This is a genomic window from Ferrovibrio sp. (assembly GCF_036381655.1).
GTDB lineage: Bacteria > Pseudomonadota > Alphaproteobacteria > Ferrovibrionales > Ferrovibrionaceae > Ferrovibrio.
The window spans coordinates 1-15,187 of sequence record NZ_DASVCJ010000051.1; the positions used below are offsets into that span (position 1 = coordinate 1).

The window sequence follows — 15,187 nt, forward strand, 5'->3', positions numbered from 1 at the left end:
ATCTGAGATCGCGCTGTTCCGCCACGAGGGCGTGACCGCGATAGAGGCCGAGCCGGTCCAGGCACCAGCCGACACACGCACGCTCTACCGCGTCGAGAGAGAAAGCGGCGGGCCATTCTTCACGCACGTCCCCGCCGAAGCCTCCAAAGCTTACTTCGAACAGCAGGGTTACTACCTCTCTTCGGTCGCCGTTATCGACTAAGCGATCGGCACGCCTACGGCGCCAGCGCCACCCATGCTGACGGCCAGCGCGGCAATTTCGCGCTCAGCCGGACACAGGGCGGACACAGAAGGAGACGGGGCAGCAATGTTGCCCCGTCCTCACTTCTAACCCATTGGAAACGTGCGGAAAAAATGGTGGGCGCACTAGGGCTCGAACCTAGGACCCGCTGATTAAGAGTCAGCTGCTCTACCAACTGAGCTATGCGCCCACGGGTCGTCTGAAGCGCCGCGAAAATACCGGGATTCGCACAAATTGCAAGGGCTTTGCGGGAGAGAATTTGCCGCGGCGGCTCAAATATTTACGGCCCCGGCTAGAGGCCGCTCATATGCCGCGGAATCTCGACGTCCCGGTGCACGTAGACGCCGATCAGAAGCCCCATCCCGACCAGCAGCGTCATCATTGCCGTCCCGCCGTAGGAAACCAGCGGCAAAGGGACGCCAACCACCGGCACGAGGCCGGATACCATGGCGATATTGATGAAAACATAGAAGAACATCATCGTGGTGATGCCGCCGGCGAGCAGCCGGCCGAACTGGTTGCGCGAACGCAGCGCGATGGCATAGCTGTAGCTGATCAGCAGGATGTAGAGCAGCAGCAGCACCAGCGCGCCGACCAGGCCATGCTCCTCGGCCAGCATGGTGAAGATGAAGTCGGTCTGCTTTTCCGGCAGAAAGCTCAGATGGCTCTGGGTGCCCTGCAGGAAGCCCTTGCCGGTGAAGCCGCCCGAGCCCAGCGCGATTTTCGACTGCAGGATATGGTAGCCGGCGCCGAGCGGATCCTGCTCGGGATCGAGGAAGATCAGCACCCGCTTGCGCTGGTAGTCATGCAGGAAGTTCCAGGCGATCGGCATCATGGCGGCGCCGCCGGCAATGGCGACGGCAAATTTCCACAGCCGCACGCCGGCAAAGAAGAACACGCCGCCGGCCGTGGCCATCAGCAGCATGGCGGTGCCGAGGTCGGGCTGCTTCATCACCAATCCGACCGGGATCAGCACCATGAACAGGGGCACGATCAGCCAGCGGATCTGCCCCACCTCGTCGTAATTCAGCCCGTGAAAATAGCGCGCCAGCGCCAGCACGATGGAAATCTTCATGATCTCCGAGGGCTGCACGCTGAAGATGCCCAGATCCAGCCAGCGCTGCGCGCCCATGCCGATGCGGCCGACGACATCGACGGCGACCAGCAATACCACGGCGATGCCATAGAACAGATATGAGAGCCGCATCCACAGCCGGATATCGGTCACCGAGATGATCAGCATGATCACGACCCCGATGGCGAAACGCGCCATCTGACGGTCGGCCCAGGGATCGATCTTCCCGCCGCCGGCGGAATACAGCGTCGCGAAGCCGATGCTGGCGATCAGCGTGATCAGCAGCAGCAGGCCCCAGTTGACGTCCCGCAGCTTGCGCCCGAGCGTCAGATCGTTGCCATGGCCATGCCAGTGCGAGCGCATCGTCAGCCTCCGGTATCCTTGTCGGCGGATTTTTCAGCCGTGGTGATCCCGGCCGGCTCGCGGTTCTTGCGCGACGGATCGAGAATCTGGGTCCGCAGCAGCAGATCGCGGGCGATCGGCGCTGCGGCGACCGAACCGCCGCCGCCATGTTCGACGATCACCGAGCAGGCATAGCGCGGCGCCTGGATCGGGGCATAGGCGACGAACAGCGCGTGATCGCGCTCCTCCCAGGGTTTCTCGTCGTTCTTGCGCACCCGGGTCTCGCGTTCCAGGCGGGTGATGCGGCGCACCTGGGCGGAGCCGGTCTTGCCGGCCATGGCGTATTCCGGCTGCATGATGCGGGCGCGCGAGGCAGTGCCGCGCGGCGGCGTGGTGACGCGGATCATGCCATCCTGGACCAGGGCCAGATAATCCTGCTTGATGCCGGCCTGAGGCCAGCGGTCCTTGGCCAGGCGCGGATCTTCCTCGGGGCCGAATTCCGCCTTCGGCCTGACGATGCGCGGCTCGACGGCATAGCCGTTATTGGCGATGCGCGAGACCATCACGGCAAGCTGCAGCGGCGTGGTCAGCACATAGCCCTGGCCGATACCGTTCACCAGATTCTCGCCCTGCGCCCAGGGCTGGCCGAGAACCGCCTTTTTCCAGGCGCGGGTCGGGATCAGTCCCCTGCGCTCGCCGGTGAGATGAATGCCGGTGGCATGGCCGAGGCCGAGGCGTTTGGCCATATCGGCGATCTTGTCGATGCCGGTGCGCCGGGCCGCCTCGTAGAAAAAGACGTCGCAGCTTTCCTGCAATGCCGTCGTCAGCGACATGGTGCCATGGCCGCCATGCTTCCAGCAATGGAAGGTGGCATTGCCGAACTCCATGTAGCCTGGGCAGAAGACATGGGTATCGGCGGTGATCGCGCCCGCTTCCAGCGCCGCCATGCCGACCAGCATCTTGAAGGTCGAGCCCGGCGGATACTGGCCCTGGATGGCCTTGTTGATCAGCGGCTTGTACTTGTTGGTGCTGAGCTGGCGCCATTGCGCGGGCGTGATCCCGACATTGAACCAGTTCGGATCGAAGCCCGGATTGGATACCAGCGACAGTACGTCGCCGGTATGGATATCCATCACCACCGCGGCGCCGCTCTCTTCGCCGAAACGTTCCATGGCGTAGTGCTGCAATTCGGCATCGATGGTAAGAACGACATCCTCGCCGGGCTGGCCGTCCTCGCGTTCCAGCTCGCGGATCGCCCGGCCATAGGCATTGACCTCGATCTGGCTGTGGCCGGCCCGGCCGCGCAGCTTCTCGTCGTAGACCTTTTCGATGCCGCTCTTGCCGACCCGAAAGCCCGGCAATTCCAGCAGCGGATCGTCGCCTAGCTCGCTTTCGGACACGGCGCCGACATAGCCGACGACGTGGCTGAAATCCACCCCATAGGGATAGTCGCGGGTTTCGCCGACATCCATCTGTACGCCGGGCAGCTCGGGGGAATGCAGATTGACCTTGGCGAAATCCTCCCAGGACAGGTTTTCGGCCACGACGACGGGCACGAACCTGCGATGCCGCTCGATCTCGCGCTTGACCCGCTGCTTCTGCGTGTCGTCGATCTGAATCAGCTCGCCGAGCGCATTCAGCGTCGCATCCACGTTGTCGGTCTGCTCGGCGACCATCAGAACGCGATAGTTGCGCCGGTTGGTGGCCAGTTCGACGCCGAAGCGGTCGAGGATACGGCCGCGCCGCGGCGGCAGCAGGCGGACACTGATGCGGTTCTCGTCCGCCAGCAGGGCGTATTTGTCCGCTTCGATGACCTGCAGATAATACAGGCGCGCCGCCAGCAAGCCGAACAGGCCGAGCTGCGTCGTGCCCAGCAGCAGGGCGCGCCGGGTAAATACCCGCTGCAGATCGCTATCGCGCCTGTTCATGGCCATGTCCGATCACCGCGCGCCGGCCGCGAAGCCGGTGAATTCGGGCCGCAGATAGCGGCGTTCCAGCAGGCTCAGCAGCCAGTAAATCATCGGATAGGTCGCCAGCGACAATCCCCATTGCGCCAGCACGGGGACGACCGGGAAGAGATGCCAATGCAGCAGGCAGACCAGCGCCCAGCTCACCGCGGCCGCGGCGGTGGCAACCAGGGCATAGCAGCACCAGTTGACCAGGAAGGATGAGCCGAGGAAGACGCGGCGCTGCGAAACGCCCAGTTCATGCGTCAGCAGCAGCGTCAGCGCATTCAGACCGGGCGGGCCGCCGCTGAGCAGATCGAGGATCAGGCCGATCAGGAAAGCGCCCGCCATGGTCATCAGATCGCTGCGGAAGATGCTCCAGTAGAAAACCGACATCAGGGCAAGCGCCGGCGAAACGGAGCCGAAATGCGGCAACCCGATCGGCAGCAATCCGGCCAGCACCAGGGCGAGGCTGCTCAGCATCGGCAGCAAAGCGCGGATCTGATGACCGGCTTGGCGGAGCAGGACCGACATGGCGCTCCGCCCCTACGGTTGCGCCATCGGCACGGTCAGCCGTGCCGGTTCATCCGTTTCCAGCCTGGTCTCATCGAATTGCATGATGCGGAGAAAATCGAGGCGGCCGAGATCGACAACCGGGCGGACGCGGATTTCGTTGTCGCCGACGCTGGAAATCTCGCCGACCGGGATGCCGGCCGGGAATTGTCCGCCGTCGCCCGAAGTCACCACATGCTGGCCGATTTCCGGTTTGGCCACGGCCGGCAGGTATTCCAGCTTCGGAAACGGCGAGTTGTCGCCAATCAGCACGGCGCGGTGACCGCCTTCCTGGATCATCACCGGCAGGCGCGAGTTCAGATCGGTGAGCAGCAGAATCCGGGCGGCGCGCTGGCCCACTTCGGTCACCCGGCCGACATAGCCTCCCTCGCCGATTGCCGCCTGGCCCTTCTTCACGCCATCCTTGAGGCCGATATTGATCAGAACCGTGCGCACGAAGGAGCCGCCGCCATCGGCGATCACCCGGCCCGTCACGAAGGTCTGGCTGATATCGGGGCCGGCGGCCAGCAGGCGGCGCAACGAAGCGTTATCCTGTTCCAGCCGGCGCGCCACTTCCTGCCATTGCAGCAGCCGGGCATTCTCCGTGCGCAGCTGGAAATTCTCTTCATGCACGTAAAGGATGTCGTCGACCCAGCCGACGATGTCATCGATCACCGCCAGCGGCTGGGTGACGGCGCTGAGCACCGGCTCGGCGATATCGGCGGCGAGAGAGCGCGTACGCTCGACCAGCGGGCGGTCGACGCGGCCGATCAGGATGAGGCCGATGGCCGCGGCAAGCAGCGCCAGGAACGCAAGACGCTGCACCATCGCGCGAAACGGCGCGGCGATCCATGCACTGCGTCCCGATCGTCTTGCCATGAGCCCCCGTCAAGCCCCTCCGTTCATGCCCAGACGTTCACACTTGCCCGCCTCAGTAAGGCGGGTTGTAAAGCACGTGTTTGAGCGTCTTCATTTCCTCGAGCGCGCGGCCGGTACCCAGGGCCACGCAGGACAACGGCTCGTCCGCGATCGACACCGGCAGGCCGGTGGCGTGCCGCAGCACGAGATCGAGATTGCCGAGCAGCGCGCCGCCGCCCGTAAGCACGATGCCCTTGTCGACGATATCGGCGGCCAGTTCCGGCGCCGTATGCTCCAGCGCAACCTTCACCGCCTCGACGATGGCGCCGACCGGCTCGGCCAGGCTTTCCGAAATCTGGCGCTGATTGATGACGAGTTCCTTCGGCACGCCGTTCATCAGATCGCGGCCCTTGATCTCCATCGACAGGCCGTTGCCGTCTTCCGGCGGCGCGGCGGAGCCGATCTGCTTCTTGATGCGCTCGGCCGACGCCTCGCCGACCAACAGGTTATGGTTGCGGCGGATATAGGCGATGATGGCTTCGTCCATCTTGTCGCCGCCGACGCGCACGCTGCGCGAATAGACGATGCCGCCAAGCGAGAGCACCGCCACCTCGGTGGTGCCGCCGCCGATATCGACCACCATCGAGCCGGTCGGCTCGGTCACCGGCAGGCCGGCGCCGATGGCAGCGGCCATCGGTTCCTCGATCAGGAAGACCCGGCGCGCGCCGGCGGACTCGGCGCTGTCCATGATGGCGCGGCGCTCGACCGCGGTGGAGCCGGACGGCACGCAGATGATCACCTGCGGCGAGGCGAAGCTGCGCCGGTTATGGACCTTGCGGATGAAATGCTTGATCATTTCCTCCGCCACCTCGAAATCGGCGATGACGCCGTCGCGCAAGGGGCGGATGGCTTCGATATTGCCCGGCGTACGGCCCAGCATCTGCTTGGCCTCGTCGCCGACCGCGAGCACCTGTTTCTTGCCGCGATTGTTCGTGATGGCGACCACTGACGGCTCGTTCAGGACGATCCCCCGGCCCTTCACATAGACCAATGTATTGGCCGTGCCGAGATCGATCGCCATATCGGCCGACATAAACCCCATTAAACGCGAAAACATCGAGTAGTCACCTCACCGACGAAACGTTGCGCCGTTATCGCCTTTGATACCGGAGCAGCGCAACCCCCAGCCCCCGTATTTTCAAGCGCTCAGCGCTGCCGGCGCGGTCTTCTCCCGCTTCACCAGCAGCTTATTGAGCGCATGGATGTATGCGCGGGCGCTGGCCACCAAAGTGTCGGCGTCCGCCCCCTGCCCATTGACCGTCTTGCCCGCCTCTTCCAGACGGACGGTGACCTCGGCCTGGGCATCCGTCCCCTGAGTAACCGCATGGACCTGATAGAGCTGCAGATTGGCCTGATGCGGGAACAAGGCTTTGATCGCATTGAAGGTGGCGTCGACCGGGCCGTTGCCGGTCGCCTTGACGCTCTTGGCCTCGCCGTCGATCACGAGCTCCAGCTCGGCGCTCTGCGGCCCCTTGGAGCCGGCGATGACCTGCAGCGCGACGAAGCGGATCCGGTCGCTGCCGCGGGTCATGGTGTCGTCGACCAGCGCGATGAGGTCCTCGTCGAAGACCTCCTTCTTGCGGTCGGCCAGGTCCTTGAAACGAGCGAAGGCGTCGTTGATCTGGTTGTCGGCGAGCTGGAAGCCGAGCTCCTCCAGCTTCTTGCGGAAGGCATGGCGGCCGGAATGCTTGCCCATCACCAGGGTCGAGCGGTTCAGGCCGACCGATTCGGGCGTCATGATCTCGTAGGTGCCGGCATGCTTGAGCATGCCGTCCTGGTGAATGCCGCTTTCATGCGCAAAGGCATTGGCGCCGACGATGGCCTTGTTGGGCTGCACGACGAAGCCTGTCACCGCGGAAACCAGCCGCGAAGCCTTCATGATGTCCGTCGTCTTGATGCCGGTCTCGTAAGGCATCGCATCGGCGCGCGTGCGCAGGGCCATGACGATCTCTTCCAGCGCCGCATTGCCGGCGCGCTCGCCAAGCCCGTTGATGGTGCATTCCACCTGCCGCGCGCCGCCCTGGATCGCGGCCAGCGAATTGGCCACGGCCAGGCCCAGATCGTTGTGGCAATGCGCGGAAAATCTGGCTTTATCGCTGTTCGGCACCGTCTCGATCAGATAGCGCATCAGCCGGGTGTATTCCTCCGGCACGGTGTAGCCGACGGTATCCGGCACGTTGATTGTGGTCGCGCCGGCCTTGATCGCGCTTTCGATCAGGCGGCAGAGGAATTCCGGGTCCGAGCGCGTGCCGTCCTCGCAGCTCCATTCCACGTCGTCGCAGAGATTGCGCGCATAACTCACGCTGTCGATCACCGCCTGATGCACCGCATCGGGCTCCATCTGCAGCTTGTATTTCATATGCAGCGGAGAGGTGGAGATGAAGGTGTGGATGCGCGCGCGCCTGGCCGGCTTGAGCGCCTCCCAGGCGCGGTCGATATCTTTGCGGCCGGCGCGCGACAGGCCGCAGACCGTGGAATTCTTCACCAGCTTGGCGATCTCGTTGACCGCTTCGAAGTCGCCGTTGGAGGCGATCGGGAATCCGGCTTCGATGACATCGACGCCCATGCCTTCCAGCACGGTGGCGATCTTCAGCTTCTCTTCCAGATTCATCGACGCGCCGGGCGATTGTTCGCCGTCGCGCAAGGTCGTATCGAAAATGATAACGCGTTCGCGGTTGCGCGCCTGGTTTGCCGTCTTGGTCATGATACACCCTTCCCTCGGGCGGACCGGCTTGGCCCCCGGCAGCCTTCAACCCGATTTTGCCGTCGTTTCCGTACTTTAACCATATTGTACACGCTTGGGCAGGGTCCAATCAAAGGGCGAAAAAACGCGTCAACTCAGAAAATTGCGCAGCCACTCTCCAATAGCATGCTTAAAAGAGGATGAATGGCTACCCTGAGGCGACATTAAAGGTTAATCACCTGATCTGCCGGCCGCTTTTGCAATCCAACCCCTCCTTTTACCAGACCGGCGCGCCATACCCGTCACAGCTGCAGGCGCAGCGGCTTGTTGTCGGCGATCACCCGCTTCATCCGGCCGGCGCTGCGCCCGGCCAGGGGCATGTAGGCGGTCAGGCGCAGATCGGGGCCGGCATCGACCTGGAAGGCGGTATGCTCGAATTCGATTTCGCCATGCTGCGGATGGCGCAGGGTCTTCACCCCCTCGATCTGGCCGAGCAGGTCCTGCTGCGGCCACCATTGATAAAATTCCGGGCTGACCTCGGCGAGCTCGTCCACGAGCTGGGCAAAGGCCGGATCGCCGGCGGCGCGGCCGTAATTGATGCGGAAGCGTGCCAAGATGCGGCGCGCATCGCCGGCCCAGTCCACCATCAGGCGGCGGTAATCCGGGCAGGTGAAGACCAGCCGGATCACATTGCGCAGAGCCGGCGGCACCGAAGCGAAATCGCCCATGATCAGCGTCGCCGGCCGGTTCCAGGCCACCACGTCCCAGCGCGCGGTTTTCACATAGACCGGATAGGGATGCGCATCGATCATGCGCTGCAGGGCCGGCGAGACCTCGACCGCCCCCGCCGCGCCGCTCAGCGGCGGCGGGCGATGCTGCGCCAGGGCAAAGAGATGCGCCCGCTCGGCGGCGTCGAAACGCAGAGCGCGGGCCAGGTTTTCCAGAAAATGGGCCGAAACGCGGATGTCGCGGCCCTGCTCGAACCAGGTGTACCAGGTGACCCCGACCCCGGCGAGCTGCGCCACTTCCTCGCGGCGCAGGCCCGGCGTGCGGCGCCTGGGCCCGGCCGGCAGGCCGACATCGAGGGGAGACAGCCGCGCCCGGCGGCTGCGCAAAAACGCCGAAAGATCGCGGCGGCTCTCGACGATGGCGGCATGCGGCACGACAGGCCCTTACTTCTAGTAATAGGATAAGAAGATATCTGGTAATAGATTAAACCGACCTTACCCTGCCCCTCGCCTTCCCGCAAGACCACTCCATTGAAGGGGCAGTTGATGTCCAACACCATTCCCGCTTCCGCCGCCACCCCGATGGTCCGGCCCGATTGGCGCCGCTGGTGCGGTCTCGCCGTCATGCTGACCGGCACCTTCATGGCGATCCTCGATGTCTTCATCGTCAATATCGCCGTCCCCAGCATCCGCGCCGACCTGCAGGCGGATTTCGCCGCGGTGCAGTTCGTCGTCGCCGGCTACGCCCTGCCCTATGCGGTCATGCTGATCACCGGCGGCCGGCTGGGCGACATTTTCGGCCGCCGGCGGATGTTCATGCTGGGCCTGGCCGGGTTCACCCTGGCCTCGCTGGCCTGCGGACTGGCCGCCGACCCGACGGCGCTGATCGCCGCCCGCCTGGCGCAGGGTCTCGCCGCTGCGGTCATGTCGCCGCAGGTCTTCGCGCTGATGCGGGTCGGCTTTCCCGGCGAGCGCGAACGCGCCACGGCCTTCGCCTGGCTGGGTGTCGTGATCGGCCTGTCCTCGGTGGCCGGGCAACTGCTCGGCGGCCTGCTGGTCGAAGCCGACCTGTTCGGGCTGGCCTGGCGGCCGGTCTTCCTGATCAACCTGCCGCTCGGCCTGGTCGCGCTGCTGGCAGCGCCGCGCCTGATCGCGGAATCGCGGGCGGAGGACGCCCGGCGCCTGGATCTTGCCGGCGTGGCCGGTTCGGCGCTCGGCCTGACCTTGCTGCTCTATCCGCTGATCGAGGGCCGCGAGGCCGGCTGGCCGGCCTGGGCCTTCGCCATGCTGGCCGCCGCCCTGCCGGTGCTGGCGCTTTTCCTGCGCGACCAGCAGCGCAAATCGCGGCAACGGCGCGCGCCCCTCTTGGAAATGCGCCTGTTCGGCAATCCGGTCTTTGCACGCGGCGTGGTGATCGTGCTGGCCTTCTATTCGACGCAGAACGCCTTTTACCTGGCGCTCACCGTGACGTTGCAGGCCGGCCTTGGGCTCTCGCCGCTGCAGGCCGGGCTGGTCTTCGCGCCGCTGGCAATCGCCTTCATGGCGAGTTCGATCCTCGCCGGGCGCATGACGGTGCGTCATCGCCATATCGCCGTCGCCGGCGGTGCGGCCCTGGCCGCGTTCGCCTTCCTGGTGACCGCGTGGACGGCCTGCACGGCGGGCGCCGGGCTGCAGGCAAGGGCGCTGGTGGCGCCGCTGGCGCTGCTCGGCATCGGCTGCGGCCTGTTCATGACGCCGCTGCTCAATACCCTGCTCGGCAGCATCCCCGGCAGGGACAGCGGCAGCGCCAGCGGCATGATCACCACCATGCAGCAGGTCGGCGGCGCCTTCGGCGTGGCCCTGGTCGGCATCGCCGTGTTCGGCCGCATTGCCGCCGGCGGCGCGGCGGCCTATCCGCAGGCGCTCGGCTACGCCGCAGCTTATGGCTGCGGCGGCTGCGCCGTCGTCTTCATCCTGATGCTGCGCCTGCGGCGGCTGCAGCGGATTTCCGCAGCCTAAACGAAACGGCCGCCGGGCAACTGATCAGACCATCCGCACCGCGCCCTTGGCGGCGCTGGTGGTCAGCGCGGCATAGGCCCGCAGGGCCGTGCTGACCTTGCGCTTGCGCGGCTTGGCCGGCCGCCAGCCGGCGGCTTCCTGCGCCTTGCGGCGCTGCGCCAGGGTCGCGTCGTCGACCTTCAGATGGATGCGGCGGTTCGGGATGTCGATCTCGATGATATCGCCGCTCTTAACCAGGCCGATGGTGCCGCCTTCGGCGGCCTCGGGCGAGACATGGCCGATCGACAGTCCCGAGGAGCCGCCCGAGAAGCGGCCGTCGGTGACCAGCGCACAGGCCTTGCCCAGCCCCTTCGATTTCAAATAGCTGGTCGGATACAGCATCTCCTGCATGCCCGGTCCGCCGCGCGGGCCTTCGTAGCGGATCAGCACCACCTCGCCGGCCTTGACCTTGCCGGTAAGAATCCCCGATACGGCATCGTCCTGGCTTTCGAAGATATGCGCCGGACCGGAGAATTTCAGGATCGAGTCGTCGACGCCGGCGGTCTTCACGATGCAGCCATCCTCGGCCAGATTGCCGTAGAGCACCGCCAGGCCGCCATCCTTCGAGAAGGCATGCGCGGCATCGCGCACCACGCCGTTCTTGCGGTCGAGATCGAGGCTGTCGTAGCGGCGCGACTGCGAGAATGCCACCTGGGTCGGCACGCCGCCGGGCGAGGCGCGGTAGAACTCATGCACCGCACTGTCCTTGGTGCGGAGGACATCCCAGCGGTCCAGCGCCTCGCCCAGCGTTTTCGCATGTACGGTACCGACCGACTTGTCGATCAGGCCGGCGCGGTCGAGCTCGCCGAGGATCGCCATGATGCCGCCGGCACGGTGGACGTCCTCCATGTGAACGTCGGACTTGGCAGGCGCGACCTTGCACAAAACCGGCACGCGGCGCGACAGACGGTCGATATCCGCCATGGTGAAATTCACTTCACCCTCGTGGGCGGCGGCCAGCAGATGCAGCACCGTATTGGTCGAACCGCCCATGGCGATGTCCAGCGTCATCGCATTCTCGAACGCCGCCAGGCTGGCGATGCTGCGCGGCAGCACGCTGGCGTCGTCCTTCTCGTAATAGCGCCGGGCCAGTTCGACGATCAGGCGGCCGGCCTCGAGGAACAGGCGTTTGCGGTCGGCATGGGTGGCGAGCACCGAGCCGTTGCCCGGCAGCGCCAGGCCAAGCGCCTCGGCCAGGCAGTTCATCGAATTCGCGGTGAACATGCCCGAGCAGGAGCCGCAGGTCGGGCAGGCCGAGCGCTCGATCACCTTCACGTCCGCGTCGGTAACCTGATCGTCGGCCGCCGCCACCATCGCATCGATCAGGTCGACCGATTTCTGGCCGCCGCCGAGCAGTACCTTGCCGGCCTCCATCGGGCCGCCGGAGACGAAGACGACGGGGATGTTCAGCCGCAGCGCGGCCATCAGCATGCCCGGCGTGATCTTGTCGCAGTTGGAAATGCATACCATGGCGTCGGCGCAATGCGCGTTGACCATGTATTCGACGGAATCGGCGATGATCTCGCGCGACGGCAGGGAATACAGCATGCCGTCATGGCCCATGGCGATGCCGTCGTCGACCGCGATGGTGTTGAATTCCTTGGCGACGCCGCCGGCCGCCTCGACTTCGCGGGCGACCAGTTGCCCGAGCTCCTTCAAATGGACATGGCCGGGCACGAACTGGGTGAAGGAATTGACGATGGCGATGATCGGCTTGCCGAAATCCTCGTCCTTCATGCCGGTGGCGCGCCACAGGCCGCGCGCACCGGCCATGTTGCGTCCGTGAGTCGTGGTTCTGGAGCGGTACGCTGGCATTTCTCACCCTTATTGCTGCGAAACGGAAATCGTTGCACCCGTGCCCGAGGGAAGCCGGAACCGAAAACGGCCGCTGGATCGCTCCGGCGGCCGCTCTCGCGTCGATGGGAACCGCTCAGTTGCTGCGGGCCTTGTCGACCAGCTTGTTCTTGGCGATCCACGGCATCATGGCGCGCAGCTTGGCACCGACCTCCTCGATCGGGTGCTGCGCCAGCTTGGCGCGGGTCGCCTTGAACGAAGTCTGGTTGACCTTGTTCTCCAGCATCCAGTTGCGCGTGAAGCGGCCCGACTGGATGTCGTCCAGCACGCGCTTCATCTCGGCCTTGGTCTCGGCCGTGATGATGCGCGGACCGGTGACGTATTCGCCGTACTCGGCGGTGTTGGAGATCGAATAGTTCATGTTGGCGATGCCGCCCTCGTAGATGAGGTCGACGATCAGCTTCACTTCATGCAGGCACTCGAAATAGGCCATTTCCGGCGCATAGCCGGCCTCGACGAGCGTTTCGTAACCGGCCTTGATCAGCTCGACCAGGCCGCCGCAGAGCACGGCCTGCTCGCCGAACAGGTCGGTTTCGCATTCCTCGCGGAAGGTGGTTTCGATGACGCCGGCGCGGCCGCCGCCGATCGCCGAGGCGTAGGACAGCGCGATCTCCAGCGCATTGCCCGAGGGATTCTGGTGCACGGCGACCAGGCAGGGCACGCCGCCGCCGCGCAGGTATTCCGAACGCACCGTGTGGCCCGGGCCCTTCGGCGCGATCATGAACACGTCAAGATCCTTGCGCGGCTCGATCAGGTTGAAATGGATGTTGAGGCCATGCGCGAAGGCCAGCGCGGCGCCGTCCTTCATGTTGTCGCGCAGGTCATTGACCCACAGATCGCCCTGGCCCTCGTCGGGGGTGAGCACCATGACGACGTCGGCCCATTTGGCGGCCTCCGCCGGGGTCATCACCTTGAAGCCGGCTTCCTCGGCCTTCTTGACGCCGGCCGAGCCCTTGCGCAGCGCGACGGCGACATTCTTCACGCCGCTGTCCTTGAGGTTCATCGCATGGGCATGGCCCTGGCTGCCATAGCCGACGATGACGACCTTCTTGCCCTTGATGAGGTTCAGGTCCGCATCGCGGTCGTAGTAAACGCGCATTGTCTTATCTCCTCGGGACTGCGTCGTTGGTTATGAACGTTAAAGCGGTTTGGCGCCGCGGCTGATCGCCACCACGCCGGTGCGTGAAACATCGATCAGGCCGAGCGGCTTCATCAGTTCGATGAAGGCATTGATCTTCTCGGTCGAGCCGGTCATCTCGAAAACGAACGATTCCGTGGTGGAATCGACGGCGCGGGCCCGGAAGATTCCGGCGATGCGCAGGGATTCGACCCGCTTCTCCCCCGTGCCGGCCACCTTGATCAGCGCCAGCTCGCGGGCGACATGCGGCCCCTCCACGGTCAGGTCGTGCACGCTGTGCACCGGCACCAGGCGCCCGAGCTGGGCCTTGATCTGCTCGATCACGGCGGCCGGGCCGGAGGTGACCACGGTGATGCGCGACAGATGCGCCGCGTCGTTGACCTCGGCCACGGTGAGGCTTTCGATATTGTAGCCGCGGCCGGAGAACAATCCGACGATGCGGGCGAGAATGCCGGGCTCGTTGTCGACGAGCACGGACAGGATATGGGTCTGAATCGGCTGCTGCGGCGCGGACATCGTTTCGGTACTTTCTTCTATCGCTGCCTCAGACCAGCGCCATGCCTTCTTCCGATACCGTCGGCTCGGGGTCGCTGTCGCGGTGATCCGGCAGGATCATCTCGTTATGCGCCGCGCCCGACGGCACCATGGGGAAGCAATTCTCCGCCTTGTCGACGCACATGTCGACCACTACGGGGCGGTCGATCTTGATCATTTCCTTGATCGTCGCGTCGACGTCGGCCGGGCTGGTGCAGCGCAGGCCCACGCCATGGAAGGCCTCGGCCAGCTTGACGAAATCCGGCAGCGAATCCGAATAACTTTCCGAGTAGCGGCCGCCATGCAGCAATTCCTGCCACTGGCGCACCATGCCCATATATTCGTTATTGAGGATAAAGACCTTCACCGGCAGGCGGTATTGCGCCGCCGTCCCGAGCTCCTGGATATTCATCAGGATCGAGGCTTCGCCGGCGATGTCGACCACCAGCTTGCCGGGGTTGCCGATCTGCACGCCGATCGCGGCCGGCAGACCATAGCCCATGGTGCCGAGACCGCCCGAGGTCATCCAGCGGTTCGGCTTGTCGAATTTATAGAACTGCGCCGCCCACATCTGGTGCTGGCCGACCTCGGTCGTGACATAGCGGTCGCGGCCCCTCGTCAGCGCCTCCAGCCGCTGGACGGCGTATTGCGGCTTGATCGTCGTCGCGGAGGGCGCATAGCGCAGGCAGTCGACCTTCCGCCATGCCTCGATCTGCGCCCACCAGCCGGCCACGTCCCGCCGCTTCGCGCCGCGCCGTCGCCAGGCGGCGAGCATGTCCTCCAGCACCGGCGCCACGTCGCCGACCACCGGCACGTCGACGCGGATGTTCTTGTTGATCGAGCTCGGGTCGATATCGACATGCACCTTGCGGCTGCCGGGGCTGAACGCGTCGGTCTTGCCCGTGATCCGATCGTCAAAGCGCGCGCCGATGCAGAACATGGCGTCGCAGTCGTGCATCGCCATGTTCGCCTCGTAGGTGCCGTGCATCCCCAGCATGCCGAGCCACGCCCGGCCGGAGGCCGGATAGGCGCCGAGGCCCATCAGCGTCGAGGTGATGGGGAACCCGGTCTCGTCCACCAGCTCGCGAAGCAGCCGGCTCGCCTCCGGGCCCGAGTTGATGACGCCGCCGCCGGTATAG

13 protein-coding genes and 1 tRNA gene are annotated in these 15,187 nt (G+C 65.2%); 2 read left to right on the top strand and 12 right to left on the bottom strand.

The genetic code is table 11. The features are described from left to right. The coding region (locus VF194_RS10190) for a hypothetical protein (RefSeq protein WP_330890615.1) at positions 1–202 on the top strand (202 nt) is incomplete at its 5' end. Positions 203–355: 153 nt separating this feature from the next. Here the strand turns inward: VF194_RS10190 and VF194_RS10195 are convergent. The 8 genes from VF194_RS10195 to VF194_RS10230 all read right to left on the bottom strand — a co-directional run bounded on the left by VF194_RS10195 (position 356) and on the right by VF194_RS10230 (position 8,920). Next, positions 356–431, bottom strand: a tRNA-Lys gene (locus VF194_RS10195). A 102-nt stretch (positions 432–533) separates the two neighbouring features. Continuing rightward, a complete protein-coding gene (rodA, locus tag VF194_RS10200; protein ID WP_330890617.1) occupies positions 534–1,679 on the bottom strand; it encodes a rod shape-determining protein RodA in 1,146 nt (381 codons plus the stop codon). Between the two features lie 2 nt (positions 1,680–1,681). Beyond that, positions 1,682–3,586, bottom strand: a complete 1,905-nt coding sequence (mrdA, locus tag VF194_RS10205) for a penicillin-binding protein 2 (protein ID WP_330890619.1) — start codon at positions 3,584–3,586, stop codon at positions 1,682–1,684. Positions 3,587–3,598: 12 nt separating this feature from the next. Then, complete coding sequence (mreD, locus tag VF194_RS10210; protein WP_330890621.1) at positions 3,599–4,138, bottom strand: rod shape-determining protein MreD; 540 nt, start codon at positions 4,136–4,138, stop codon at positions 3,599–3,601. A gap of 12 nt (positions 4,139–4,150) precedes the next feature. Next, entirely contained in the window at positions 4,151–5,035 is an 885-nt protein-coding gene (gene mreC, locus VF194_RS10215; protein ID WP_330890623.1) for a rod shape-determining protein MreC, read from the bottom strand. Positions 5,036–5,087: 52 nt separating this feature from the next. Further along, positions 5,088–6,131, bottom strand: a complete 1,044-nt coding sequence (locus tag VF194_RS10220; protein ID WP_330890625.1) for a rod shape-determining protein — start codon at positions 6,129–6,131, stop codon at positions 5,088–5,090. Between the two features lie 81 nt (positions 6,132–6,212). Beyond that, positions 6,213–7,778 (bottom strand): 2-isopropylmalate synthase, encoded by a 1,566-nt coding sequence (locus VF194_RS10225; RefSeq protein WP_330890627.1) that lies wholly within the window; start codon positions 7,776–7,778, stop codon positions 6,213–6,215. Between the two features lie 281 nt (positions 7,779–8,059). Next, positions 8,060–8,920 carry a helix-turn-helix transcriptional regulator gene (locus tag VF194_RS10230; RefSeq protein WP_330890629.1) on the bottom strand — a complete coding sequence of 287 codons (861 nt, stop codon included), beginning with the start codon at positions 8,918–8,920 and terminating at the stop codon, positions 8,060–8,062. A 111-nt stretch (positions 8,921–9,031) separates the two neighbouring features. Here VF194_RS10230 and VF194_RS10235 point away from each other — a divergent pair, with 111 nt between their 5' ends. Then, positions 9,032–10,483: an MFS transporter gene (locus VF194_RS10235; protein WP_330890631.1), complete on the top strand. Its 1,452-nt coding sequence runs from the start codon at positions 9,032–9,034 to the stop codon at positions 10,481–10,483. Positions 10,484–10,507: 24 nt separating this feature from the next. Here VF194_RS10235 and ilvD read toward each other — a convergent pair whose 3' ends face one another. The 4 genes from ilvD to VF194_RS10255 form a co-directional block, all read right to left on the bottom strand. Beyond that, the gene (gene ilvD, locus VF194_RS10240) at positions 10,508–12,337 is read right to left on the bottom strand and encodes a dihydroxy-acid dehydratase (protein ID WP_330890633.1); all 1,830 of its coding nucleotides are present in this window, start codon (positions 12,335–12,337) and stop codon (positions 10,508–10,510) included. A gap of 115 nt (positions 12,338–12,452) precedes the next feature. Further along, on the bottom strand, positions 12,453–13,475 hold the full coding sequence (gene ilvC / locus VF194_RS10245; RefSeq protein ID WP_330890635.1) for a ketol-acid reductoisomerase: 1,023 nt from the start codon (positions 13,473–13,475) through the stop codon (positions 12,453–12,455). A 39-nt stretch (positions 13,476–13,514) separates the two neighbouring features. Continuing rightward, positions 13,515–14,030 (bottom strand): acetolactate synthase small subunit, encoded by a 516-nt coding sequence (gene ilvN / locus VF194_RS10250; protein ID WP_330890637.1) that lies wholly within the window; start codon positions 14,028–14,030, stop codon positions 13,515–13,517. Positions 14,031–14,058: 28 nt separating this feature from the next. Further along, on the bottom strand, positions 14,059–15,187 hold a 1,129-nt coding region (locus tag VF194_RS10255), incomplete at its 5' end, for a thiamine pyrophosphate-dependent enzyme (protein WP_330890639.1).